Genomic DNA, 25800 nt, shown 5'->3' with positions numbered 1-25800 from the left:
TGATCATCTGATAGGAATGGTTATGATATAAAATAGGATGGAGGAAAAGAAAATGAATGTATTAGTTATTAATTGCGGTAGTTCGTCATTGAAATTTCAGTTAATTAATTCTGAAACAGAAGATGTGCTTGCGAAAGGGCTTTGCGAGAGAATTGGTATTGACGGAAGTCTTACATACCAACCAGCAGGAAAAGAGAAAGTAACAACAGAAAAATCTATGCCAACACATACAGAGGCAATTCAATTTGTTATTGATGCCCTTACAGATGCTGACAGAGGAGTTGTGAAAAGTTTAGAAGAAATCAATGCGGTAGGACATCGTGTTGTGCATGGAGGAGAAAAATTTGCAAATTCTGTAGTGATTACAGATGAAGTTATCTCTGCAATAGCAGAATGTAACGATTTAGCTCCGCTGCATAATCCAGCAAATTTAATTGGTATTAATGCTTGTGCAAAATTAATGCCAAATACTCCTATGGTTGCCGTATTTGATACAGCATTCCATCAAACAATGCCTGAATCGGCTTATATGTATGGACTTCCATATGAATATTATGAGAAATATAAAATTAGACGTTATGGTTTCCATGGTACAAGTCATAGCTTTGTTTCTAAGAGAGTGGCAGAATTATTAGAAAAACCATATGAAGAACTAAAAACGATTGTATGTCACTTAGGAAATGGTGCAAGTGTATGTGCTGTTAAAAATGGAAAATCAGTAGATACATCTATGGGTCTTACTCCTCTTGAAGGATTAGTGATGGGGACACGTTCAGGAGATATTGATCCAGCCATTCTTGAATTCCTTGCCAAAAAAGAAAATTTAGATATTGCAGGATTAATGAATGTGTTAAACAAGAAATCAGGTGTGTTTGGTTTATCTGACAATTTATCAAGTGATTTCCGTGATTTAACGGCTGGAGCAGCAAATGGAAATAAACCTGCACAAATTGCACTTGATGTATTCTGCTATCGTGTAGCAAAATATGTTGGAAGTTATACAGCTGCTATGAATGGAGTGGATGCAATTGCATTTACAGCAGGAATTGGTGAAAACGTATCTATTGTTCGAGCAAAAGTATGTGAATATCTTGGATATTTAGGTATTGATGTCGATACAGAAGCAAATGCAAAAGGTGGAGAAGAAGTTGTGATTTCTACACCGGATTCAAAAGTAAAAGTGCTAGTTGTACCTACAAATGAAGAACTTGCAATTGCTCGTGAGACAGTTGCGTTAATTTAGTAAAAAATTTTAAATAATGAATTGACAAATCTGTTTTACATGATATAATAGTTTAGGTATGAATAGGAGTAACACAATGTTAATTAACCTATCAGGTGTTTTAACTGAACATCATAAGACGATTGAACAAGATTGTTTGATTGAAATGGAAGAATTTAAAAGTGAATTGGGTAGTTTCCCTATTGTAAAAAAGGAAGCTCTTCATATTATGATAAAATATATCAAAGGAAGAGAACTTTTAATTAAAGGGAATACAGAAATTACTATTAAGATTCCTTGCGACCGTTGTCTCGAAGAAGTTCCAACTGAGTTTGGATTAGATTTTGAGAAAATTGTCAATTTAAATGATGAACAGGAAAACGAATCAGATGAAAAGAATTATATTGACGGATATCATTTAGACGTAGACAAATTACTCTACAATGAGATTTTGATAGGATGGCCGATGAAAATTCTATGCAGCGATGACTGTAAAGGCATTTGCAACGTATGTGGTCAAAATCTAAATGAGGGAACTTGTGACTGTGAAGATACGAGTCTTGACCCTAGAATGTCAGTTATCCGCGATGTGTTTAAGAATTTTAAGGAGGTGTAATCTATGTCAATTTGTCCAAAAAATAAATCTTCTAAAGCAAGAAGAGACAAAAGAAGAGCGAACTGGAAAATGAGTGCTCCAAATTTAGTTAAATGTAGCAAATGTGGAGAATTAATGATGCCTCATCGCGTATGTAAAGCTTGTGGCTCATACAACAAAAAAGAAATTATTTCAGTTGACTAATAGGTGTTTATACCTAAGAAGCGTGAGTTTATAATGTGAACTCACGCTTTTTCTGTATTGAAATTAGGTATTGCTTTTTAAGGTAATGTTTAGTAAAATTAGCATTAGCAATTAGGAGGTAGAATCATGTCTGAAATTACAAAAGTAGCGTTAGATGCTATGGGTGGTGACAATGCACCGAAAGCAATTATTCAAGGAGCATTAGATGTTATAACCAAAAGACAAGATATTCATGTTTTCCTTGTTGGAAAAGAAAAACTTATAGAAGAAGAACTAAATAAACATGAATATCCCAAAGAACAAATTTCTATTGTAAATGCAACGGAGATTATAGAAACAGCAGAACCACCAGTAATGGCAATTCGCAGAAAGAAAGATTCTTCTATTGTGGTAGCAATGAATATGGTAAAGACTGGACAAGCAGATGCTTTTGTTTCAGCAGGAAGTTCAGGAGCAATTCTTGTAGGTGGACAGGTTCTTGTAGGTCGTATTAAAGGTGTTGAGAGACCACCATTAGCACCATTGATTCCGACACAAAAGGGAGTTTCGCTATTAATTGATTGTGGAGCAAATGTAGATGCTAGACCATCGCATCTTGTTCAGTTTGCCAAGATGGGTTCAATTTACATGAAGAATGTCATTGGTATCGAGAATCCAAAAGTAGCCATTGTCAATATTGGAGCAGAGGAAGAAAAAGGCAATGCTTTAGTAAAAGAAACATTCCCACTATTGAAAGAGTGTGAGGATATTAATTTTATTGGTAGTATAGAGGCAAGAGAAATTCCTCATGGAGAAGCAGATGTTATTGTCTGTGAGGCTTTTGTTGGAAATGTTATTTTAAAATTATTTGAAGGTGTTGGATCCACATTAATAAGCGAAATAAAAAAAGGCTTGCTTACAAATGTTCGAAGTAAAATAGGAGCTTTACTGGTGAAACCAACTTTAAAGGAAACATTGAAGAAATTTGATGCAAGTGAATACGGTGGTGCACCATTATTGGGGTTAAATGGATTAGTTGTAAAAACACACGGAAATTCTACTGCAAAAGAGGTGGCGAATTCTATTATTCAATGTGTTACATTTAAAGAACAGCATATTAATGATAAGATTAAGGAAACCATTCAAAAGCAAGATGAATAAGATATAAGAAAAGAGAGGATTAATTATGGAATTTGAAAAGATCAAAGAAATTATTGAAGATGTTTTAAATGTAGGGGCTGAGGAAATTACAATGGATACAACTTTTGTAGATGATTTAGGAGCGGATTCATTAGATATATTCCAAATCATTATGGGGATTGAAGAAGCGTTTGATATTGAAATTGAAAATGAAGATGCAGAAAAAATTGTTACTGTGGGAGATGCTGTAGAACAAATAAAAAATACTATTAACTAAAAAATAACGGAAAAGCCCATTAGGGCTTTTTCATTTTATGAGGGAGAAATATGAAACAAAAATTAAAAGAGTTAGAAACAAAGATTGGTTACAAATTTCAGCAATTTGATTTGCTTGAGCAAGCAATGCGTCATAGTTCTTATGCAAATGAAAAACATATGGAAAAAAATGAATGTAATGAGCGTTTAGAGTTTTTAGGAGATGCTGTGTTAGAACTTGTATCAAGTGAATTTTTATTTTTTGAGAATCCAAAGATGCCAGAAGGAGAGTTGACAAGAACAAGAGCAAGTATTGTTTGTGAACCATCTCTTGCATTTTGTGCGCGGGAATTGGATTTGGGATCATATTTATTATTGGGAAAAGGAGAAGAAACTACTGGCGGAAGATTTAGGGATTCTCTTACTTCAGATGGACTAGAGGCCTTAATCGGAGCAATTTATTTAGATGGTGGTTTTGCTAGTGCAAAAGAGTTTATACACCGTTTTATTTTAAATGATTTGGAACATAAAAAACTCTTTTTTGATAGCAAGACTATCTTGCAAGAGATTGTGCAAGGAAATTTTAATGAATCTATCAAGTATACGCTTCTTAAAGAAGAGGGACCAGATCATAATAAATCTTTTTTTATTTCCGTTTCTATTGGGAATGAAGTTTATGGAAATGGTAAAGGTAGGACAAAGAAAGCAGCAGAACAGGAGGCTGCTTATCAGGCGATTTTAGAATTGCATAAAAGAAAGTTAAAATAGGTGCTATATGTATTTAAAAAGTATTGAGGTACAAGGATTTAAATCTTTTGCAAATAAAATAGTATTCGATTTTCATAATGGAATTACTGGAATTGTCGGTCCAAATGGAAGTGGGAAAAGCAATGTTGCAGATGCAGTTCGATGGGTCTTAGGAGAGCAAAGAGCAAAACAATTACGAGGTGGCTCGATGCAAGATGTTATTTTTTCAGGAACAGAAAATAGAAAACCACTAAGTTATGCTTCTGTTGCAATTACGCTTGATAATACAGATCATCAATTAGCTATTGATTTTCAAGAAGTTACGGTAACGAGAAAATTGTATCGTTCTGGTGAAAGCGAATATTTAATCAATGGGAGTACATGTCGGTTAAAAGATGTAAATGAATTATTTTATGATACTGGTATTGGAAAAGAAGGATATTCTATTATTGGACAAGGTCAAATTGATAAAATATTAAGTGGAAAACCAGAAGAGAGAAGAGAATTATTTGATGAGGCGGCAGGAATTGTTAAATTTAAAAAAAGAAAAAATATGTCCGTTAAAAAACTTGAAGAAGAAACACAAAATTTACTTCGTGTGACAGATATTTTATCTGAATTGGAAAAGCAGATAGGTCCATTAGAAAAACAATCTGAAAAAGCAAAAGAATATTTGAAAAAGAAGGAAGAATTGAAACTATATGATATTAATCTCTTTTTGTTAGAGAGTGTACGTATACGTGAAGAAATAAAAGAAGTTGAAAAGCTATTAACTAATACAACAGAAGAAATTAATGCTACACAGACAAAATATGATTATACAAAAACAGAGTATGAGAATATTGAAAACCAGTTAGAAAAACTCGATCATACGATAGAAGATGTAAAAAAACAACTTAGTGAAACGCAGTTGTCAAAGCAACAACTTACTGGACAAATTGAGTTATTAAAGGAACAGATTAACAGTGAGAAAATAAGTGAAAATCATTGTAGTCAGCGTTCGTCTAATATTGATGAGGAGATTGCTGTATACAAAAATCAGCAAGAAGACTATTTACGAGAGAAGAAGGTTCTAGCACAAAAAATAGATGATAGAAAAAAAGAAGAGAATGATATTAATTCGAAATTGAATCAAATTCAACGACATATTATGGAATTATCTGCTAATGTTGAGCAATGGAAACAAGATATTATGGATATTCTCAATCAAAGAGCGGTGACAAAAGCGAAAATGCAACATTTTGATACATTGCTGGGGCAGATTAATGTTCGCAAAGCAGAGATGAATAAACGGTTAATTGAAGTAAGTAGTGATGCGAGTGGACAGGATGAAACAATTCAAAAATATGAATATGAATTAAAAGAAATTACTGATGAAATTCAAAATAATGTTACTGAAGTAAAAAAACAGGAAGAAAATATAAAGCGTTTGCAAGAAACAATTACAAATCAAACTGAACAATTACGTATAAAACAAACAACCTATCATCGAGAAGCCTCTCGCTTGGAATCTCTAAAAAATATCACAGAGCGATATGATGGGTATGGAAACAGCATTCGTAAAATAATGGAGAAAAAAGATCAAGAAAGTGGATTACTTGGTGTTGTTGCTGATTTAATTAAAGTTGATAAAAAATATGAAATTGCCATTGAGACAGCTCTAGGGGGCAGTATTCAAAATATTGTGACAAATAATGAAGATACTGCTAAGAAAATGATTCAATATTTAAAGCAAAATAAGTTGGGGAGAGCAACATTTCTTCCAGTAAATGGTATTACAGTTGGAGGAATGATTCGTTATCCGGAAGCTTTAAAGGAAAAAGGGGTAATTGGGCTTGCAAATACACTTGTTATTGTAGAAGAAAAATATAAAGTTCTTGCTGAACATCTTCTTGGAAGAACAATTGTTGTAGAAAAAATTGATGATGGAATAAATCTTGCAAGAAAATATAGGCAATCACTTCGCATTGTTACAGTAGAAGGCGAATTGATTAACCCAGGAGGCGCTATTACTGGTGGAGCATTTAAAAATACAAGCAATTTATTGAGTAGACGTAGAGAAATTGAAGAAACTGAAAAAGCAATTATGCACTTAAAAAAAGAATTGACTGTGTGGGAAGAGAAACTTGCACAAGCAAAGGAAGAAAGAGCAGATTGCTATAAAAAAATTGAATGTACAAAGCAGCAATTGCAGAAAAAATATGTTATTCAAAATACGCTGAAAATGAATTTAGACCAAGCAAGTATGCAAAAAGAAAATATTTTAAAAATGGCTAGTGATATGCTTTCTGAAGAAAAAGAATTGGAAGTACAAGTTACAGAACTTTTGGAAAGTCAAGAATCCATTCAAATTGAATTAGAGACTTCTGAAAAAATAGAAAAAGAATTAAGCAAAAAAATCGAAGAAGAACAGAGTATTCTAGAAAAGGAAAAAAATACAGAGAGTAAAATTGCACACAAAGTGGAAAATATTCACCTAGTATTGGCGAATTTAGAACAGAAAAAAGATTTTATTGTTGAGAATCTTTTGCGCATCCAAGAGGAAACAGAGAAATATCAAGAAGAATTACAACAGTTAAGTCAAAAAAAAGAAAAATCTTCTTTGGAAATTGAAGAAAAGCAAAAATTAATTCAAGAAATTCAAACAACTATTTTGCGTTCTCAAGATACATTTGAAGAGTTTGAATTAAAAATTCAAAAATTAAATCAAGAGAAAGAATTTTTGACGAAAAAAAATAAAGATTTTTTGGAAAAAAGAGAAACTCTGTCAAGACATATAGCGGATTTAGATAAGGAAAAATTCCGATTGACAAATAAGAAAGAAGGATTCGAAGAAACTTTAGAAAAACAAATTAATTATATGTGGGAAGAGTATGAAATCACATATAGTAAGGCACGTGAATTGCGAAATGAAAGATTTACCAGTTTATCTGAAATAAAACATCAAATTCAACTTTTAAAATCTGCTATTCGCAATCTAGGTTCAGTTAATGTAAATGCAATAGAAGATTATAAAATTGTTTTTGAACGATATGAATTTTTAAAGACACAGTACAATGATTTGGTGGAAGCAAAGGAAACACTTATTCAAATTATTAAAGAATTGGATATGTCCATGAGAAAGCAATTTTCGGAACGATTTAAAGAAATTGCAAGTGAGTTTGATCGAGTGTTTAAACAATTATTTGGTGGTGGGAAAGGAACTCTTGAATTAATGGAGGATGATGATATATTAGAAGCAGGAATAAGAATTATTGCACAGCCACCAGGGAAAAAATTACAGAATATGATGCAATTATCTGGTGGAGAAAAAGCATTAACAGCAATTTCCTTATTATTTGCTATACAAAATCTAAAACCATCACCATTTTGTCTTCTTGATGAAATTGAGGCAGCACTGGATGATTCGAATGTAACAAGATTTGCGCAATATCTTCATAAATTAAAGAAAAATACACAATTTATTGTAATCACACATAGACGTGGTACAATGTCAGCTGCAGATAGATTGTATGGTATTACGATGCAAGAGAAAGGGGTTTCCACATTGGTATCTGTGGATTTGTTGGAAAAAGATTTAACAAAATAGGAGAGGTATTATGAGTGACGAAAAAAAAGGATTTTTTAAACGACTTGTTTCAGGGTTAACAAAGACGAGAGATAGTATTGTTTCAAGCATGGATAGTATTTTCAAAGGTTTTTCTAAAATTGATGAGGAATTTTATGAAGAACTTGAAGAAGTGCTTATTATGGGAGATCTAGGTGTGCAAGCAACATATGCTATTTTAGATGATTTGCGTGCAAAGGTTAAAGAACAGAAAATTAAAGAGCCTATAGAATGTAAACAACTTCTTATCGATAGTATTAAGGAGCAAATGCATGTTGGAGAAACAGCATATGAATTTGAAAATAAGACATCTGTTGTTCTTGTTATAGGTGTAAATGGAGTTGGAAAAACAACAACTATTGGAAAACTTGCAGGAAAATTACGTGCAAATAATAAAAAAGTTGTATTGGCAGCAGCTGATACATTCCGTGCAGCAGCAGGAGAACAACTTGTAGAGTGGGCAAGAAGAGCAGATGCAGAATTGATTGGTGGGCAAGATGGTGCAGACCCTGCAGCGATTGTATATGACGCAGTAGCCGCAGCAAAAGCAAGACATGCAGATGTACTTCTTTGCGATACAGCCGGAAGGCTCCATAATAAGAAAAATCTCATGGAAGAATTAAAGAAAATCAACCGTGTTCTTGAAAGAGAATACCCTGAGGCATATCGGGAAACTCTAGTTGTATTAGACGGAACAACAGGACAAAACGCACTTGCACAGGCTCGTGAATTTAATGAAGTGGCGGATATTACAGGAATTGTATTAACTAAAATGGATGGTAGTGCTAAAGGTGGAATTGCAGTAGCTATCCAATCGGAACTTAAAATACCTGTAAAATATATAGGAGTTGGAGAATCAATTGAAGATCTGCAAAAATTTGATTCTGATGAATTTGTTAATGCCTTGTTCTATGTAGATGAAACAACAAATCAGTAGAAAGGGGATTAAGTATGAAGCATGAAAAAGTTGTAAGAGGAAACTGTTATCAATTTACGAACGGGAAACAATGTCAAGTTATAGAAATTCCTCTCGACTTTGATACAGGAGAAGAAATGGTTGTTTATAAAGAAAATGAAGATGAGGAAAAAGTTTATGTACGACCATTATCTTCTTTTGTGGAAGAAATAAAACAAGTTTCTAGTGAAGATATGAATTTGATTGAAGAATTTCTCGATTTAGATGAAAATGAGCAAAAATTATATTTTTTGCAGAAACATAAAAGAGATATTACAGAGAAATTTATAAGTATTGTGGCACAGAGTATGGACTTTGTCGAGAAAGAAACTAGTTTGGAAATGCGATATCAAGATATTTTGCATTTTATCAATATTAAAATGAAATATGAAAGTGGAAGATTTTTATAAATGTGTCATATGAAAGAGTTGGATGTATAATTTTAAATTAGACATCCAACTCTTTTTGTTCTCTTTTCTCTTGACATATTTTGTATAATTGTATACAATTATACAAAATAATTTGGAGAAATAAAAATGGAAAGAGATAAGGGATATTCGTTAAGTGAAAAAGTGTTTCACAAATTGCGTGAAGATATTTTATCTGGTATTTATCCAGAAAATAGTGAATTACGAGAAGTGACAATTGGAAAAGAGTTAGGTGTTAGTAGAACGCCTGTCCGAGAAGCGTTTAAAAAATTAGAGTTGGAAGGACTTGTTAAGACGATTCGGAATAAAGGGACGTATGTTACAGGTATCAATAAGAAGGATATACAGGATATTTTTATTATTCGTTCTTTATTGGAGAATTTATGTACGGAGTGGGTTATAGACAATATTACGCAGAAAGAAATTAATGAATTAGAGGAAATCATTTTATTATCAGAATTTCATCTAAAAAAATCGGGTACAGATAAAATGATTATATTAGATGGGAATTTTCACCGTGTTTTGTATGAAACTTGCGGGAGCAAGATATTAAGGCATATATTATCTGATTTGCATCAGTATGTACAGTTTGCACGAGTATATTCAGTAAAAACAGAAGGGCGTTTAGAAAAATCAGTTGCAGAACATAAAGCGATTTTGGAAGCCATAAAAAAGAAAGATAAAGTAGTTGCAAGTGAACTTATAACCAATCATATGAAGAGTGTACTAGAAAATTTACAAAAAAATGGTTTTTAAATAGAAGGAGGAAACTTAGATGGAAAAAATTAAAATGACTACGCCACTTGTTGAAATGGATGGAGATGAAATGACACGAATTCTTTGGAAGATGATCAAAGATAATTTATTGCTTCCGTATATTGATTTAAAAACGGAATATTATGATTTGGGATTGGAAAATCGTAATATTACAAATGATCAAGTGACAATTGATTCTGCAAATGCGACAAAAAAATATGGAGTTGCCGTTAAGTGTGCTACTATTACACCAAATGCAGCTCGTATGAGTGAATATAAGTTAAAAGAAATGTGGAAAAGTCCAAATGGAACTATTCGTGCAATGTTGGATGGAACAGTTTTTCGTTCTCCTATTGTTGTAAAAGGAATTGAACCATGTGTAAAAAATTGGAAGAAGCCAATTACATTAGCAAGACATGCATATGGGGATGTATATAAAAATACAGAAATGATTATTGATAAACCAGGAAAAGCAGAATTAGTTTATACAACAGAAGATGGAGTGGAAAAGAGAGAATTAATTCATGAATTTAGTGGTGCAGGAATTATTCAGGGCATGCATAATACAGACGATTCTATTGAAAGTTTTGCAAGAAGTTGTTTTAATTATGCATTGGAAATAAAACAAGATTTATGGTTTGCAACAAAGGATACAATTTCTAAAAAATATGATCATACATTTAAAGATATTTTCCAAGAAATTTATGATAAAGAATATGCAGAAAAGTTTAAAGAGTATGGGATAGAATATTTTTATACATTAATTGATGATGCCGTAGCAAGAGTAATGAAAGCAGAAGGTGGGTTTATTTGGGCTTGTAAAAACTATGATGGAGATGTGATGAGTGATATGGTTTCTTCAGCATTTGGGTCATTGGCAATGATGACATCTGTTTTGGTTTCGCCAGAAGGATACTATGAATATGAAGCTGCTCATGGAACGGTACAAAGACACTATTATAAATATCTCAAAGGGGAAGAAACATCAACAAACTCTGTTGCCACCATTTTTGCCTGGACAGGAGCTTTGCGCAAACGTGGTGAATTAGATGGAAATATAGAGTTAATACAATTTGCAAATAAATTAGAAAAAGCAACCATTGATACTATTGAAAGTGGTAAGATGACGAAAGATTTAGCTTTAATTACATCCATTTCAAATCCAACAGTATTAAATAGTGAAGAATTTATTAAAGAAATAGCAAAGATATTATAGTTCATAAAATAAACAAAAAGAACATTCTCTAAATGTAAAATACTTATCATTTACGAGAATGTTCTCTTTGTTATGTTATTCTTCAGCTAATTGTTCCCATGTCTCATATAAAAATTCTAATTCCTGCATAATATTTGCTTTTTCTTCAGAAAGTTCACGACATTTCACAGAGTTAGTATAAATTTCTTCTTGCGTCATCAAATCATCTATTTCACTATCTCTTTCTTCTAGGAGAGAGATTTTTTCTTCCGTTTTTCGTAAATCATTTTGTCTTTTTCGCTCTTTTGCTTGTTGCTCTTTTTGTGCCTTCCAATCTAATTTTGTTTCTGATTCGGATGTAGAAATAGAAGAGCATGGTTCATTCACATTTGTATAGGCTGCTGTTAATTCTTCTTTTTTTTCTAGATAGTAGTCATAATTTCCAATATAATTCACAAATTTATGGTTTACTAAGTCAAGAATACGGGTTGCTGTTTGGTTGATAAAATAACGATCATGAGATACATACAGTATAGTTCCGCTATAATCATTCAATGCTTTTTCTAAGATTTCTTTTGAAGTAATGTCTAAATGGTTTGTAGGTTCGTCCAAAATTAAAAAATTAGCTTCGGAAAGCATTAATTTTGCAAGAGAAACACGACCTCTTTCTCCACCGCTTAAATCTTTAATTTGTTTATAAACATCGTCACCTGTAAAGAGAAAAGCAGCCAAAGTATTTCGAATTTGCGTGTTTGTTAAATCTGGATAATCATCGGAAATTTCATCGAAGATTGTCTTTTCCATGTGCAAAACATGATGTTCTTGATCATAGTAGCCAATATGTACATTTGTTCCTAATGTAAATATACCACTGTCAGCAGTTTGTACTTCATTTAAAATTTTTAAAAGAGTTGTTTTTCCTGTTCCATTATCTCCTATAACGGCGACATGTTCACCACGTTTGATTTCAAAACTTATATCTTGAAATAATTTTAAAGCATCAAAAGATTTACTTAAATGTTCTACAGTCAATACATCATTACCACTTATGCAAGATGGCTCTAACGAGAGATGAAATTCTGAATTTATATCAGCAGGTTTATCAATTAAAGTCATTTTATTTAACATTTTTTCACGACTTTCTGCACGACGTATAGATTTTTCACGGTTAAAAGAACGTAGTTTTTCAATAACGGCCTCTTGATGTTTGATTTCTTGTTGTTGTTTCATATATTCTTTCAACTTTGCTTCGCGAACAAGGCTTTTTTTCTGAGCAAATGCAGTATAATTACCTAAAAACATCATAATATTACCTTGTTCTACCTCAATAACTTTAGTTACAACGCGATTTAAAAAATAACGGTCATGCGATACAATAAGCACAGCTCCTGGATAATTAGAGAGATAAGTTTCAAGCCATGAAATGGAACTTAAATCTAAATGATTTGTAGGTTCGTCAAGAAGAAGAATATCTGGTTTTGTTAAAAGTAATTTTCCCAAGGAAACCCTAGTTTTTTGTCCCCCTGAAAGTGTATCTACAGATCTTTTGAAATCTTCTTCTGAAAAACCAAGTCCTTTTAAAACTCCTATTATTTCACTTTCATAGGCATATCCATTAGCACGCTCAAAAGAAGCTGTGAGATGATGATATGTTTGTAGACGTTTTTCAAGTGCTTCGCCTTTGAGATGTTTTAACTCTATTTCAATAGAACGAATTTGATTTTCTAGCTTGATAATATCCGATTTGGCAAGCTTTACTTCTTCGTAAATAGTGTTTCCGCTTTCTAATTTCTGATGTTGTGAAAGGTAACCGATAGTTTTACCTTTTGCAAGAATAATTTCTCCCGCATCTGCAGGCAATTCTCCCATGATCATTTTTAAAATAGTTGATTTTCCAGCTCCATTTAAACCTATTAAGGCTGCTTTTTCATGTTCTTCTATATGAAAAGAACCATCTTTAACGATGATTTGTTCTCCAAATGCTTTATTAAGATTATGACATGCTAAAATCATAATAAATCCTCCCAAAATAACTCATATCTTTTATATTATACTTAAATAGTGTAAAATACAACTAAAAAATTGACTTTATAGAAACTATTCTATATAATATTGCGTAGAACAGATTGGAAGGTGAAATGGATGGAAGAAAGAGAAATTTCTCAGGCAGTAATCCGAAGATTACCAAGATATTATAGATATTTAGGAGAATTGCTAGAAGATAATGTGGAACGTATTTCTTCAAATGAATTAAGTAGAAGAATGCAGGTGACTGCCTCTCAGATACGCCAAGATTTGAATAATTTTGGTGGATTTGGACAACAGGGATACGGTTATAATGTGAAATATTTATATACAGAAATTGGAAAAATTTTGGGATTGGATATAGACCATAATATGATTATTATTGGTGCAGGAAATTTGGGACAAGCATTGGCTAATTATACATCTTTTGAAAAGAGAGGATTTATTTTTAAGGGGATCTTTGATGTGAATCCAAGACTTTCAGGTGTGTCTATTCGTGGTGTTCCAATTAGAATGATGGATGAACTGAAAGAATTTATCAATGAACATAATATTGATATAGCTGTTCTCACAATCCCGAAGACAAAGGCAGTAGATGTTGCAAATCTTTTAGTTGACAATGGTGTGCGTGCTATTTGGAATTTTGCACATACAGATTTGGATTTGCCGGAAAATGTTATTGTAGAAAATGTACATTTGTCCGAAAGTCTTATGCGTTTATCTTACAATCTCAGTCGTTACAATAAAGAGCATATAGAATAGAAGAAAACAACGTGTAGAGAAGATGTGGGTTTCCTCCTTTTTCTATACGTTGTTTTCTTCTAAACAAAAATGGAGGTACGTGCTATGAGATATGTAATAACAGGTAAACAAATGAAATATGCTGATCATTATACAATTGAAGAGATGAAGGTACCCTCGTGCGTTTTGATGGAGAGGGCTGCTCTTAAAGTTGTAGAAATTTTGGAAAACGAAAAAATAGATTGTTCCAATACTTTAATTGTATGTGGTTCTGGAAATAATGGAGGAGATGGGCTCGCCATTGCACGTCTTTTACATTTAAAGGGAATGCATGTAGATATATGTTATATAGGGAATAAGGAAAATGCAAGTGAGGAAAACAAACTACAATATACCATAGCAGAGAATTATGGCATATCTATTAGAACTTCAATTTCCCCAAAAGAATATAGTGTTATTATAGATGCTCTTTTGGGAATTGGTTTGAAAAGAGAAATTACAGGAAAGTATTTGGAAGTTATTGAACAATTAAATTTAATGAACGGAACAAAAGTGGCAATAGATATACCGACAGGAGTATGTGATACAACTGGAAATATAAAAGGATGTGCTTTTAATGCAGATATAACTGTATGTTTTGCTTTTGAAAAAATTGGAATGTTATTTGGAAAAGGCCGTTTTTGTGTTGGGAAAACATATATTGTTGATATTGGAATTATGCCCGAATCACTTCCAGATGAAAGCAAATTATATACATATGACAAAGATGATACAGCTATTTCAATACCAAAAAGAGAGTTGAATGGAAATAAAGGGACATTTGGAAAAGTGTTAATTATAGCAGGAAGTAAAGGGATGGCAGGTGCTGCTTATTTTAATGCAAAGGCAGCCTATTTAGCAGGAGCAGGTCTCGTACAGATTTATACACATGAGGATAATCGTATGATTTTGCAGCAATTACTTCCTGAAGCAATTGTTTCTACATATGAGACATTTGATAAAAAAGAATTAAAATCCTTGATTGATTGGAGCGATGTGCTTTTAATTGGATCTGGATTGGGGAAAAGTGAGTTATCAGAAAAAATATTTATTTATACAATGCATTATGCTAAAGTACCACGTGTCATTGATGGTGATGGACTGACTCTTTTATCTGAAAATTTATCAGTTTTAGTGGATGGAAAACAAGTCATTTTAACACCACATTTAAAAGAAATGTCTAGATTACTTCAATGTACAGTAAATGAAATACAGGAAAACAGAGTTGAGACGATAAAAAAATTTGTTGCTAGTTATCCTGTTGTTTGTGCAATGAAAGATGCTAGAACTTTAGTAGCAGGCGGAGATAAAGATATCTATGTTAATACAACTGGAAATCAATCTATGGCGAAAGCGGGTGCTGGAGATATTCTTGCAGGAATAATAGTAGGATTTTTAGCGCAAAGAATGGATTGCAGAAAGGCATGTGAAACAGCTGTTTATGTGCATGGATTATGTGGGGACTATGCAAAAGATGAAATGGGGAGTTATAGTGTATTAGCAAATGATTTACTTGATAAAATCGGTTATGTAATGAAAAAACTTGAGAAGGAGTAGACAAGATGAAAACTTACAGTAGAGTATATGCTAAAATCGATTTAGATGCAGTGACATATAATATGGAACAAATGAAACAGAAGATAAATGGAAACACAAAAATTATGGCAGTAATTAAAAGTGATGGATATGGTCACGGGGCTATTCAAGTCGCGGAAGTGTTAGAAAAATACGATTATATTTGGGGATTTGCAGTAGCAACTCTTGATGAGGCAGTTGTTCTTCGTACTGAAGGTATTAGAAAGCCAATACTTGTACTAGGATGTATCTTCCCTGATCAGTATTTGGAAATGTTAGATAATGAAATTCGCATGAATGTATATACAGAAGAAATGGCAAAAGAAATTTCTTATATGGCAAGAAGAGAAGGAAAGACAGCATACTTACATATTAAACTAGATACAGGAATGGCACGATTAGGGTTTGCAATAAATGATGAAAGTATTGATGCAATTACTAGAATTAGTAAATTGCAAAATGTAAATATGGAAGGAATATTTACACATTTTGCTAAAGCAGATGAAACGGATAAAACTTTTACTGAAAATCAAATTAATCAATTTGTAACTATGACACAAAAATTAAAAGAAAAAGGAGTAACTTTCTTGTATGAGCATTGTGCAAATAGTGCTGCTATTATTGATGTTGAAGATGCTCGTTTTGATATTGTTCGAGCTGGTATTTCGACGTATGGCTTATATCCATCTGATGAAGTGGATCAAAATGCCGTACATTTAAAACCTGCTTTGGCTTTAAAAAGTCATGTGGCTTTTGTAAAAGAAATAGAACCTGGGACCCCAGTAAGTTATGGTGGTACATTTGTTGCAACAAAAAAAATGAAGATTGCAACCATTCCAGTTGGGTATGGAGATGGGTATCCAAGAAGCCTTTCAGGGAAAGGATATGTGCTGATTCGTGGGAAAAAAGCAAATATTATAGGCCGTATTTGCATGGATCAATTTATGGTAGATGTAACGGATATTGAAGGAGTAAGTTTTGGTGACAAAGTAACTTTAATTGGTCGTGATGGAAATAAGTCTATTTCTGTTGAAAAGTTAAGTGAACTATCGGGTAGATTTAATTATGAATTTATTTGTGCATTAGGGAAACGAATTCCAAGAGTATATGTGAAAAATGGGAAAATTGCAGAACAAGTAGATTATTTTGCGTAGTGCAAAGTGGCATTTATAGAATACTTCCGAAAAAGATGGAAATACTAATTTTATCTTAAAAAATCGGAGTGTGAAATAGGGTGCAAGTTAGACGTGGAGATATATATTATGCAGATTTAAGTCCAGTGATTGGATCAGAACAAGGTGGAATACGTCCAGTGTTGATTATTCAAAATGACGTGGGGAATAGACATAGTCCTACCGTTATATGTGCTGCTATCACTTCAAAAATGAATAAATCAAAATTGCCAACACATGTAGAAATTGATGCTGGAAAATATCATATTGTTAAAAATTCGGTTGTATTATTAGAACAAATTCGAACTATTGATAAGCAAAGATTGAGAGAATTGGTTTGTCATATAGATAAAAAATTGATGTTAGAAATTGATGAAGCAATCAAAATTAGTTTTGAACTTCATACATAATAAAGGAGTAAAGGACAATGGAGGAAAGCGGTAGTCTGTGGGATAGACTAATGTATAATTTTTCTGGTGAAGAAAAAGAACAAGAAGATGTGGAGCGTGAAATTCTATCTTTAATTCAAGAGGGAAGAGAAAGAGGTTTTTTTTCGGGTGGTGAAGGAGAACTGATAAGTAACATTTTTTCTTATAGTGAAAAAAAAGCAGAAGATATTATGGTTCACCGTAAGCACATAATCGCATTAGACGGTGAGAAAACAATTCAAGAAACCGTTCAATTTATGCTAGAACAAAACAATTCAAGATTTCCTGTATATGAGGAAGATATCGATTCCATTATCGGAATTTTTCATTTGCGAGATGCAATGAAATGCTATTTTCATGAGGAATTACAAAATATTCCAATTAAAAATTTGAAAGAGTATATGCATCCGGTTAGTTTTGTTCCTGAAGCGAAAAGCATAAATAAATTATTCAAGGAAATGAAGCAAAAGAAACATCATATGCTTGTTGTTTTAGATGAATATGGTCAAACAGCAGGAATTATTGCAATGGAAGATATTATTGAAGAAATTGTTGGAAATATTCAAGATGAATATGATGATGAGGATGAATGTATTCAAAAAATCGCTAAAGGAATTTATGTTGTAGATGGAATGACGGGATTAGATGAATTGGAAAAAATATTGCAAATTTCATTTGAAAATGAATCTTTTGAAACGTTAAATGGATATCTTGTTCATTGTCTTGAACATATTCCGTTGGAAGATGAAGAATGCTCAATTGAGTATGAAGGGTATCGTTTTTCTATAGTTTCTGTGAAGAATAATTTAATTGAAAAAGTACGTATTGAAAAACTAGCCTTGTAAACACTAGAAAAGAATGATAAAATAGGAAAAGCAATTTTAGAAAAAGAAAAGAGGTACAAAAAATGTCAGGACATTCAAAGTTCGCAAATATTAAACATAAAAAAGAAAAAAATGATGCAGCAAAAGGTAAAATTTTTACAATTATTGGTAGAGAGATTGCTGTTGCAGTAAAGGAAGGTGGACCTGACCCAGCAAATAACAGTCGACTTCGTGATGTTATTGCAAAAGCAAAATCTAATAATATGCCAAACGATACTATTGATCGTGGAATTAAAAAAGCTGCAGGAGATGCTAATTCTGTGAATTATGAATCTGTTACATATGAAGGATATGGTCCAAGTGGGGTAGCTATTATCGTTGATGCTCTTACAGACAATAAAAACAGAACAGCATCCAACGTACGAAATGCCTTTACAAAAGGTAGTGGAAGTGTAGGAACACAGGGATGTGTATCGTATATGTTTGATAAAAAAGGGCAAATTATTGTCGCAAAAGAAGAATATGAAACAGATGCAGATGAATTAATGATGATCGCATTAGATGCAGGAGCAGAAGATTTTGCAGAAGAAGAAGACAGTTATGAAATTCTAACTGCACCAGAAGATTTTAGCGATGTGCGTCTTGCACTTGAAGAAGCTGGTATCCCGATGGCGTCGGCAGAAGTAACTATGATTCCTCAAACATGGGTAGAACTTACTGATGAAACAGATTTGAAAAATCTTCAAAAAACTTTAGATTTATTAGATGAAGATGATGATGTTCAAGTAGTTTATCATAATTGGGACGAATAGGATAAAATAGATAGAGGGGGAATATGATATGTATTCCGAGGCACAGGAAACTTTAATTAATTTATTTGAAGATGCTTTAGTTTTAGGAAAACGTTTTAAGCGTGATGTCTACAGTAATGATTTTGAGACGTATTATAATAAATATAAAGATTTTTTTGTGAATGTAAATGAATCTTTAAGAGAAGAGGAAGGGAAAGAGGAAGTTATTGTTGAACTTGCCAGAATCATTCCTACATATGTTAATGAAAAATTAGAAAAAGTCGCTCAAAAAAGAAAACGTGAGCTTCTTATTCTTGATTATAATATGGCTTTAGTGACTTATGTGCTCCCAATAATCAATTATGGAGATGGAGAATATAGAAAAACTATTTCAGAAAAAATTGTAGAATTGTGGAATAACAATATTTCAAATGTTGCAATTCAAAATGCAACTTATGAATCTATTACGCAAGGATTTAAGCAAAGATTATGTTATATCACTACAGCAGTATGTGAAAATCTTGGAAAACCAGATAATTGTTATGAATTAGAATTGCTAAGAAATTATCGTGACGAATATTTGCTTGAGGAAGAAGCGGGTAGAGATATTGTAAAACAGTATTATAATGTAGCACCTACAATTGTTAAGCAAATTAATAAACGGGATGATGCAAAAGAAATTTATAATAAAATTTGGACAGAGTATTTATCGCCGTGTATTCATCTCATTGAAGACGATAAAAAAGAAGCCTGTAAAGAAGTTTATAGTAATATGGTACGCAATTTACAAAAGAAATATATATATTCATAGGAGGGCAAGAAATGAGCAACAACTACAAAATAGAAACAAAATGTATTCAATCCGGTTGGGAACCTAGACAAGGTGAACCTAGAGTTGTTCCAATTTATCAAAGCACAACATTTAAGTATGACACAAGTGAACAGATGGGACGATTGTTCGATTTAGAAGATTCTGGATATTTTTATACAAGGCTACAGAATCCTACAAATGATGTTGTTGCTAATAAAATTTGTGATTTAGAAGGTGGAGTTGCTGCAATGCTTACTTCATCAGGGCAAGCAGCAAATTTTTATGCTATTATGAATATTTGTGAAGCAGGAGATCATGTTGTTTGTGCTTCTGCACTTTATGGAGGTACATATAATTTATATGCACACACAATCAAAAAAATGGGAGTGGATGCAACTTTTGTTGATCCTGATGCAAGTGAAGAAGAAATTAGTAATGCGTTTAGAGAAAATACGAAGGCATTGTTTGGTGAAACAATTTCTAATCCTGCATTAGTTGTATTAGATTTAGAAAAATTTGCAAAAGTTGCACATGAACATGGAGTACCATTTATCGTAGATAATACATTTGCAACACCTATTAATTGTCGTCCATTTGAATGGGGAGCGGATATCGTAACACATTCCACAACAAAATATATGGATGGACATGCAACAAGTGTGGGTGGTTGTATTGTTGATAGTGGTAATTTTGATTGGGCGGCATATGGAGATAAATTTAGTTGTCTTACAAAACCAGACGAAACATATCACGGTATTGTATATACAGAAAAATTTGGAAAAGGTGCATATATTACAAAAGCTACTGCTCAACTTATGCGAGATTTAGGATCTATTCAATCACCACAAAATGCCTTCTTACTGAATCTAGGATTGGAAACTCTTCATTTGAGAGTACCTCGCCATTGTGAGAATGCGAAGAAAGTAGCAGAATTTTTGAAAAATCATAAGAAAGTGTCTTGGGTAAATTACCCTGATTTAACAGACGATAAATATTATCCACTTGCACAAAAATATTTGCCAAATGGAAGTTGTGGAGTATTGACATTTGGAATTAAAGGTGGCCGAGATGCCTCTGTCACATTAATGGATAATTTGAAATTGGCTGCAATTGTAACACATGTGGCTGATTCCAGAACATCTGTGCTTCATCCTGCAAGTCATACTCATCGTCAAATGAATGAAAAAGAATTAATTGAAGCTGGTGTACAACCAGACTTGATTCGATTTAGTGTTGGAATTGAAAATGTAGATGATATTATAGATGATTTAGCACAGGCATTAGAAGTAGTGTAAATTTTAAACAAATGAGGAAGAAAATTTCGTGAACGAATTTTCTTCCTTTTTTTGTTTGAAATTATAGTTTAATTACATAAAAATGACTAATCGGCGAATACTAAAAGAAAAAAAGGCAGGGAAGTATCATGGAAGAAAATATAGAAAATCAAAACGAAGAAATAAAAGAAATGGGAACTGTATCTTTATCTCATAATAAAAAGCAACATCATATTCAACTTTTAACAATCATAGGAGAAATTGAAGGTCATGAGGCAGTTTCAGGAAGTACAAAAACAACAAAATATGAACATTTGCTTCCTAAACTAGCAGAAGTGGAAGATAATAGAGAAATTGAAGGAGTTTTGATTTTATTAAATACGCTTGGTGGAGATGTGGAAGCTGGACTAGCTATTGCAGAAATGATTGCTTCAATAAGTAAACCTAGTGTATCTCTAGTACTTGGAGGAAGTCATTCTATAGGAGGACCACTTGCAGTTTCAGCAGATTATTCCTATATTGTTCCAAGTGGGACGATGGTTATTCATCCGGTTAGGTCCAGTGGCACTTTTATTGGAGTAATGCAAAGCTTTAAGAATATTGAAAAAACACAAAATAGAATTACTAAGTTTATTTCTGATCATTCAAACATTACACAGAAAAGAATTGAAGAGTTGATGCTTGATCCAACACAACTTGTAAAAGATGTTGGAACTATATTAGAAGGAAAAGAAGCAGTAGAAGAAGGGCTCATTGATGAAGTGGGCGGAATGGCACAAGCATTAAAAAAATTGTATGAATTAATAGAAAATCAAGTGGAAAATAAATAATGACACAAGTTTCTTAAAATGGTATAATAATATATGTATGTTTATAATTAGAGGAGGAGAGTTCATGGCAGCAAAGTCAAACAAAAGCAAAAAGGCAGCCAAGCGAACGCCAGTAAAAAAGAAAACAAAAAAACAAACAAAGAAGAAAACGGTACAACAAAATACATTTTTGAAAAATGAAATTTTTATTCTATTTTCTCTTACTATATGTATTTTACTGCTCATAAGCAATTTTGGCATAGGAGGATTTTTAGGAGATATTGTATCCTCCTTTTTATTTGGAACTTTTGGATTAATGGCATATATTATACCAATTTTACTTTTTATCGGGATTGCTTTTATCACTTCAAATAAAGGTAATTCCGTTGCGTACATAAAACTTGGAGCTGGAATTGTATTGACAGTGTTAAGTTGTACTTTTATACAGTTGCTTACAGGTGACTATAATAGTAAATCAACGTTATTATCGTATTATCATGTGTCTTCATTAGATAAACAGGGTGGAGGTGTAGTAGGTGGAATTTTTTCTGAATTATTATGTCATTTTTTCGGCGTAGTAGGTGCGTATATTATTGTCATTATTTTAAGTATTATTTGCTTTATTGTTATAACTGAGAAATCGTTTTTGAGAAGTGTAAAACAAGGCGGAGAAAAGGCGTATGAGACAGCAAAAGCAGATGTGCAAAGAAGAAGAGAACAATCTGTTGTCCGAAAAGAAGAGAAAAGACAAAATAAGGAATTACAACGAAAGGATAAACATGTTAAAGGTGTATCTTTTGATACAACATTAATGCCAAAAGAATTAGATGAAGATATAAAAGAAATATTCCCAGAAGAAACACCCCCACTATATTCAGAGGAAATTTTAGAATCTCCATTTCAGGAAGATGTAATTGAACCAATTCCAGAAACAATGGTTATTCATCGTGCAGAAGAAAAAAAACAATCCAAGAAAAAAAAGGATAAAGAAAAAGAAAAGGAAGAAATTTCAAATGAAGTAGAAGAAGTGGCAGAAATTATTGAAAAAGAATGTTCTAAGTCGAATTCGGAATATATATTTCCACCACTTCAACTGTTAAAAAATGGTAAACGTAGCAATGGAGATTCAGATACTTATTTGAGAGAAACAGCAATAAAATTACAACAAACATTGAAAAATTTCGGTGTAAATGTTACTGTAACAAATGTAAGTTGTGGTCCTTCTGTTACAAGATTTGAATTACAGCCCGAACAAGGTGTAAAAGTAAGTAAGATTGTAGGATTGAGTGATGATATAAAATTAAATTTAGCTGCAGCGGATATTCGTATTGAGGCACCTATTCCTGGAAAAGCTGCTGTAGGAATTGAAGTGCCAAATCGAGAAAATACTGCTGTAATGTTAAGAGATTTGTTGGAAACAAAAGAATTTCAATCGCACCCATCAAATATTGCTTTCGCAGCGGGAAAGGATATTGCAGGGAAAGTAGTTGTTGCTGATATAAAAAAGATGCCTCATGTTTTAATTGCAGGGGCAACTGGTTCCGGAAAATCTGTATGTATCAATACACTCATCATGAGCATTCTTTATAAAGCAAGACCAGACGAAGTTAAGTTAATTATGATTGACCCTAAAGTTGTAGAACTAAGTGTTTACAATGGCATTCCACACTTAATGATTCCAGTTGTAACAGATCCCAAAAAAGCATCAGGAGCATTAAATTGGGCAGTTGTAGAAATGGAAAAACGCTATCAATTGTTTGCTGAATACAATGTAAGAGATTTAAATGGATATAATGATAAAGTTGAACAAATAAAGGATTTAGAAGATGAAACAAAACCTGAAAAATTACCTCAACTTGTTATTATTGTAGATGAGTTAGCTGATTTAATGATGGTTGCCCCAGGAGAAGTGGAAACGGCTATATGTCGCTTGGCGCAATTAGCAAGAGCAGCAGGGATTCATTTAGTATTAGCTACTCAACGTCCGTCTGTAAATGTTATTACTGGATTAATTAAGGCGAATATGCCTTCAAGGATTGCTTTTTCTGTTTCTTCAGGAGTAGATTCTCGTACAATTATAGATATGAATGGAGCAGAAAAACTACTGGGAAAAGGAGACATGTTATTTTATCCTTCAGGGTATCAAAAACCAGTGCGTGTGCAGGGATCGTTTGTATCTGACAAAGAAGTGCAGGCAGTTGTTGATTTTCTTGTAAGTAAAAATGGAAATGTTTCTTATGATGAAGAAATCACAAAACAAGTGGATAGTGCATCAAATATGGGCGCAAATTTGTCTTCTGCTGGAAATAGTGGAAATGAAAAAGATGTTTATTTTGTAGATGCAGGTCGTTTTGTTATTGAAAAAGAAAAAGCTTCTATTGGAATGTTACAAAGAGTATTTAAAATTGGGTTCAATCGTGCAGCACGCATAATGGATCAACTTTTTGAAGCTGGTGTTGTAGGTGAAGAAGAAGGAACTAAACCTAGAAAAGTATTGATGTCTATGGAACAATTTGAACAATATATAGAGGAAACTGTTTAAACAAAGGAGGAAAAAATGAAAACGGATATTCAAATCGCACAAGAAGCAACTATGAAACATATTAAAGAGGTGGCTAGCTCTGTAGGAATTCAAGAAGATGATTTAGAATTTTATGGTAAATATAAAGCTAAAATATCTGATGAATTATGGGAAAAAGTAAAAGATCATAATGATGGTAAGTTAGTATTGGTAACAGCGATTAATCCAACTCCAGCAGGAGAAGGAAAAACAACTACAAGTGTGGGACTTGGACAAGCGTTGGCAAAATTAAATAAGAAAGCGATCATAGCTCTTCGAGAGCCTTCTTTAGGACCATGCTTTGGTATTAAAGGGGGAGCAGCAGGTGGAGGTTATGCACAGGTAGTTCCGATGGAAGATTTGAACTTGCATTTTACAGGTGATTTTCATGCCATTACATCTGCGAATAATTTGTTAGCAGCCATGCTTGATAATCATATTCAACAGGGAAATACTTTACAAATTGACCCAAGACAGGTTGTTTGGAAACGTTGTTTAGATATGAATGATCGAGTTTTAAGAAATATTGTAGTAGGTCTTGGAAACAAGATGGATGGAATGGTTCGCGAAGATCATTTTGTTATTACTGTTGCATCTGAAATTATGGCTATCTTATGTCTTGCCAACGATTTGCAAGATTTAAAAGAAAGATTAGGAAAAATTATTGTTGCATACAACTTTGCAGGAGAACCAGTAACCGCAGAGCAATTAGAAGCGACAGGTGCTATGACTGCTCTTCTAAAAGATGCAATTAAACCAAATTTAATTCAAACATTGGAACATACACCAGCATTAGTGCATGGTGGACCATTTGCTAATATTGCACATGGATGTAACAGTGTTCGTGCAACAAAAACAGCATTAAAATTATGTGATATTGCTATTACAGAAGCAGGATTTGGTGCCGATTTAGGAGCTGAAAAATTCATGAATATCAAATGCAGAAGTGCTAATTTAAGACCGGATGCTGTTGTTTTGGTTGCTACAGTTAGAGCGTTAAAATATAATGGTGGGGTTGCTAAAAAAGATTTGGCAGAAGAAAACTTGGAAGCACTGAAAAAAGGAATTGTCAATTTAGAAAAACATATTGAAAATCTACAAAAATTTGGAGTGCCAGTTGTTGTAACATTAAATTCTTTTATAACAGATACAGATGCTGAAAACCAATATATTAAAAATTTCTGTGAAGAACGAGGATGTGAGTTTGCTTTATCAGAAGTATGGGAAAAAGGTGGCGAAGGCGGACTTGCTTTAGCAGAAAAAGTTTTAGAAACACTTGAAAAGAAAGAAAGCCATTTCCACACATTATATGATGATGATTTATCACTAAAAGAAAAAATAGAAACGATTTCAAAAGAAATTTATGGTGCGTCTTCTGTTGAATATGCACCTGCTGCAGAAAAACAACTCGCTAAAATTGAAAGTATGGGATTTGGAAATCTTCCAATTTGTATGGCGAAAAATCAATATTCTTTATCTGATGATGCCACGTTATTAGGACGACCAGAAAACTTTACCATTCATATTCGAGAAGTATATGTAAATGCAGGAGCAGGATTTGTTGTCGCACTAACTGGAGCTGTTATGACAATGCCTGGACTTCCAAAAGTTCCTGCTGCAAACGGAATTGATGTAAATGAACACGGAAAAATTACCGGATTATTTTAA

23 protein-coding genes are annotated in these 25800 nt (G+C 32.8%); 22 read left to right on the top strand and 1 reads right to left on the bottom strand.

The window, feature by feature from the left end; translation table 11 throughout:
* Nucleotides 1–52: 52 nt before the first annotated feature.
* From ACY2U7_RS06115 to ACY2U7_RS06065, 11 genes are all read left to right on the top strand, one after another.
* Entirely contained in the window at nucleotides 53–1243 is a 1191-nt protein-coding gene (locus ACY2U7_RS06115; protein WP_461812820.1) for an acetate kinase, read from the top strand.
* Nucleotides 1244–1319: 76 nt separating this feature from the next.
* Complete coding sequence (locus tag ACY2U7_RS06110) at nucleotides 1320–1838, top strand: YceD family protein (RefSeq protein WP_461812819.1); 519 nt, start codon at nucleotides 1320–1322, stop codon at nucleotides 1836–1838.
* A gap of 3 nt (nucleotides 1839–1841) precedes the next feature.
* On the top strand, nucleotides 1842–2021 hold the full coding sequence (gene rpmF, locus ACY2U7_RS06105) for a 50S ribosomal protein L32 (RefSeq protein WP_004068723.1): 180 nt from the start codon (nucleotides 1842–1844) through the stop codon (nucleotides 2019–2021).
* A 126-nt stretch (nucleotides 2022–2147) separates the two neighbouring features.
* Nucleotides 2148–3161 carry a phosphate acyltransferase PlsX gene (plsX, locus tag ACY2U7_RS06100; protein WP_461812818.1) on the top strand — a complete coding sequence of 338 codons (1014 nt, stop codon included), beginning with the start codon at nucleotides 2148–2150 and terminating at the stop codon, nucleotides 3159–3161.
* A 25-nt stretch (nucleotides 3162–3186) separates the two neighbouring features.
* Nucleotides 3187–3417 carry an acyl carrier protein gene (acpP, locus tag ACY2U7_RS06095; RefSeq protein WP_461812817.1) on the top strand — a complete coding sequence of 77 codons (231 nt, stop codon included), beginning with the start codon at nucleotides 3187–3189 and terminating at the stop codon, nucleotides 3415–3417.
* A gap of 50 nt (nucleotides 3418–3467) precedes the next feature.
* Nucleotides 3468–4163 carry a ribonuclease III gene (rnc, locus tag ACY2U7_RS06090; protein WP_461812816.1) on the top strand — a complete coding sequence of 232 codons (696 nt, stop codon included), beginning with the start codon at nucleotides 3468–3470 and terminating at the stop codon, nucleotides 4161–4163.
* Between the two features lie 7 nt (nucleotides 4164–4170).
* Nucleotides 4171–7731 (top strand): chromosome segregation protein SMC, encoded by a 3561-nt coding sequence (gene smc / locus ACY2U7_RS06085; RefSeq protein ID WP_461816064.1) that lies wholly within the window; start codon nucleotides 4171–4173, stop codon nucleotides 7729–7731.
* A 10-nt stretch (nucleotides 7732–7741) separates the two neighbouring features.
* Nucleotides 7742–8686 (top strand): signal recognition particle-docking protein FtsY, encoded by a 945-nt coding sequence (gene ftsY / locus ACY2U7_RS06080; RefSeq protein ID WP_461812814.1) that lies wholly within the window; start codon nucleotides 7742–7744, stop codon nucleotides 8684–8686.
* A gap of 14 nt (nucleotides 8687–8700) precedes the next feature.
* Nucleotides 8701–9114, top strand: coding sequence for a DUF1653 domain-containing protein (locus tag ACY2U7_RS06075; protein WP_461816063.1), 414 nt, complete (start codon nucleotides 8701–8703; stop codon nucleotides 9112–9114).
* Between the two features lie 126 nt (nucleotides 9115–9240).
* Entirely contained in the window at nucleotides 9241–9888 is a 648-nt protein-coding gene (locus tag ACY2U7_RS06070) for a GntR family transcriptional regulator (protein ID WP_461812812.1), read from the top strand.
* Nucleotides 9889–9907: 19 nt separating this feature from the next.
* Nucleotides 9908–11104, top strand: coding sequence for an NADP-dependent isocitrate dehydrogenase (locus ACY2U7_RS06065; RefSeq protein ID WP_461816062.1), 1197 nt, complete (start codon nucleotides 9908–9910; stop codon nucleotides 11102–11104).
* 75 nt (nucleotides 11105–11179) lie between these two features.
* Here the strand turns inward: ACY2U7_RS06065 and ACY2U7_RS06060 are convergent, their stop codons facing one another.
* Nucleotides 11180–13096 (bottom strand): ABC-F family ATP-binding cassette domain-containing protein, encoded by a 1917-nt coding sequence (locus ACY2U7_RS06060; protein WP_461812810.1) that lies wholly within the window; start codon nucleotides 13094–13096, stop codon nucleotides 11180–11182.
* Between the two features lie 129 nt (nucleotides 13097–13225).
* On the opposite strand from ACY2U7_RS06060, the gene ACY2U7_RS06055 reads away from it, so the two are divergent.
* From ACY2U7_RS06055 to ACY2U7_RS06005, 11 genes are all read left to right on the top strand, one after another.
* Nucleotides 13226–13870, top strand: a complete 645-nt coding sequence (locus tag ACY2U7_RS06055) for a redox-sensing transcriptional repressor Rex (protein WP_461812809.1) — start codon at nucleotides 13226–13228, stop codon at nucleotides 13868–13870.
* An 84-nt stretch (nucleotides 13871–13954) separates the two neighbouring features.
* The gene (locus ACY2U7_RS06050) at nucleotides 13955–15445 is read left to right on the top strand and encodes an NAD(P)H-hydrate dehydratase (protein ID WP_461816061.1); all 1491 of its coding nucleotides are present in this window, start codon (nucleotides 13955–13957) and stop codon (nucleotides 15443–15445) included.
* 5 nt (nucleotides 15446–15450) lie between these two features.
* Nucleotides 15451–16617 carry an alanine racemase gene (alr, locus tag ACY2U7_RS06045; protein WP_461812807.1) on the top strand — a complete coding sequence of 389 codons (1167 nt, stop codon included), beginning with the start codon at nucleotides 15451–15453 and terminating at the stop codon, nucleotides 16615–16617.
* 80 nt (nucleotides 16618–16697) lie between these two features.
* Nucleotides 16698–17045 carry a type II toxin-antitoxin system PemK/MazF family toxin gene (locus ACY2U7_RS06040; RefSeq protein ID WP_461812806.1) on the top strand — a complete coding sequence of 116 codons (348 nt, stop codon included), beginning with the start codon at nucleotides 16698–16700 and terminating at the stop codon, nucleotides 17043–17045.
* A 17-nt stretch (nucleotides 17046–17062) separates the two neighbouring features.
* Nucleotides 17063–17908: a hemolysin family protein gene (locus ACY2U7_RS06035; RefSeq protein WP_461812805.1), complete on the top strand. Its 846-nt coding sequence runs from the start codon at nucleotides 17063–17065 to the stop codon at nucleotides 17906–17908.
* Between the two features lie 62 nt (nucleotides 17909–17970).
* Nucleotides 17971–18699, top strand: coding sequence for a YebC/PmpR family DNA-binding transcriptional regulator (locus ACY2U7_RS06030; RefSeq protein ID WP_461812804.1), 729 nt, complete (start codon nucleotides 17971–17973; stop codon nucleotides 18697–18699).
* A 28-nt stretch (nucleotides 18700–18727) separates the two neighbouring features.
* On the top strand, nucleotides 18728–19489 hold the full coding sequence (locus tag ACY2U7_RS06025; protein WP_461812803.1) for a CFI-box-CTERM domain-containing protein: 762 nt from the start codon (nucleotides 18728–18730) through the stop codon (nucleotides 19487–19489).
* 11 nt (nucleotides 19490–19500) lie between these two features.
* Entirely contained in the window at nucleotides 19501–20784 is a 1284-nt protein-coding gene (locus ACY2U7_RS06020) for an O-acetylhomoserine aminocarboxypropyltransferase/cysteine synthase family protein (RefSeq protein ID WP_461816060.1), read from the top strand.
* A 128-nt stretch (nucleotides 20785–20912) separates the two neighbouring features.
* Nucleotides 20913–21593 carry a ClpP family protease gene (locus tag ACY2U7_RS06015; protein ID WP_461812801.1) on the top strand — a complete coding sequence of 227 codons (681 nt, stop codon included), beginning with the start codon at nucleotides 20913–20915 and terminating at the stop codon, nucleotides 21591–21593.
* 64 nt (nucleotides 21594–21657) lie between these two features.
* Nucleotides 21658–24114: an FtsK/SpoIIIE family DNA translocase gene (locus tag ACY2U7_RS06010; protein WP_461816059.1), complete on the top strand. Its 2457-nt coding sequence runs from the start codon at nucleotides 21658–21660 to the stop codon at nucleotides 24112–24114.
* 15 nt (nucleotides 24115–24129) lie between these two features.
* Complete coding sequence (locus ACY2U7_RS06005; RefSeq protein WP_461812799.1) at nucleotides 24130–25800, top strand: formate--tetrahydrofolate ligase; 1671 nt, start codon at nucleotides 24130–24132, stop codon at nucleotides 25798–25800.

This window comes from Faecalimonas sp., from assembly GCA_029264305.1.
Lineage (GTDB): Bacteria > Bacillota > Clostridia > Lachnospirales > Lachnospiraceae > Faecalimonas.
The sequence above is the reverse complement of the archived record's forward strand: the minus strand, read 5'-3'. Positions and strand labels throughout refer to the sequence as shown.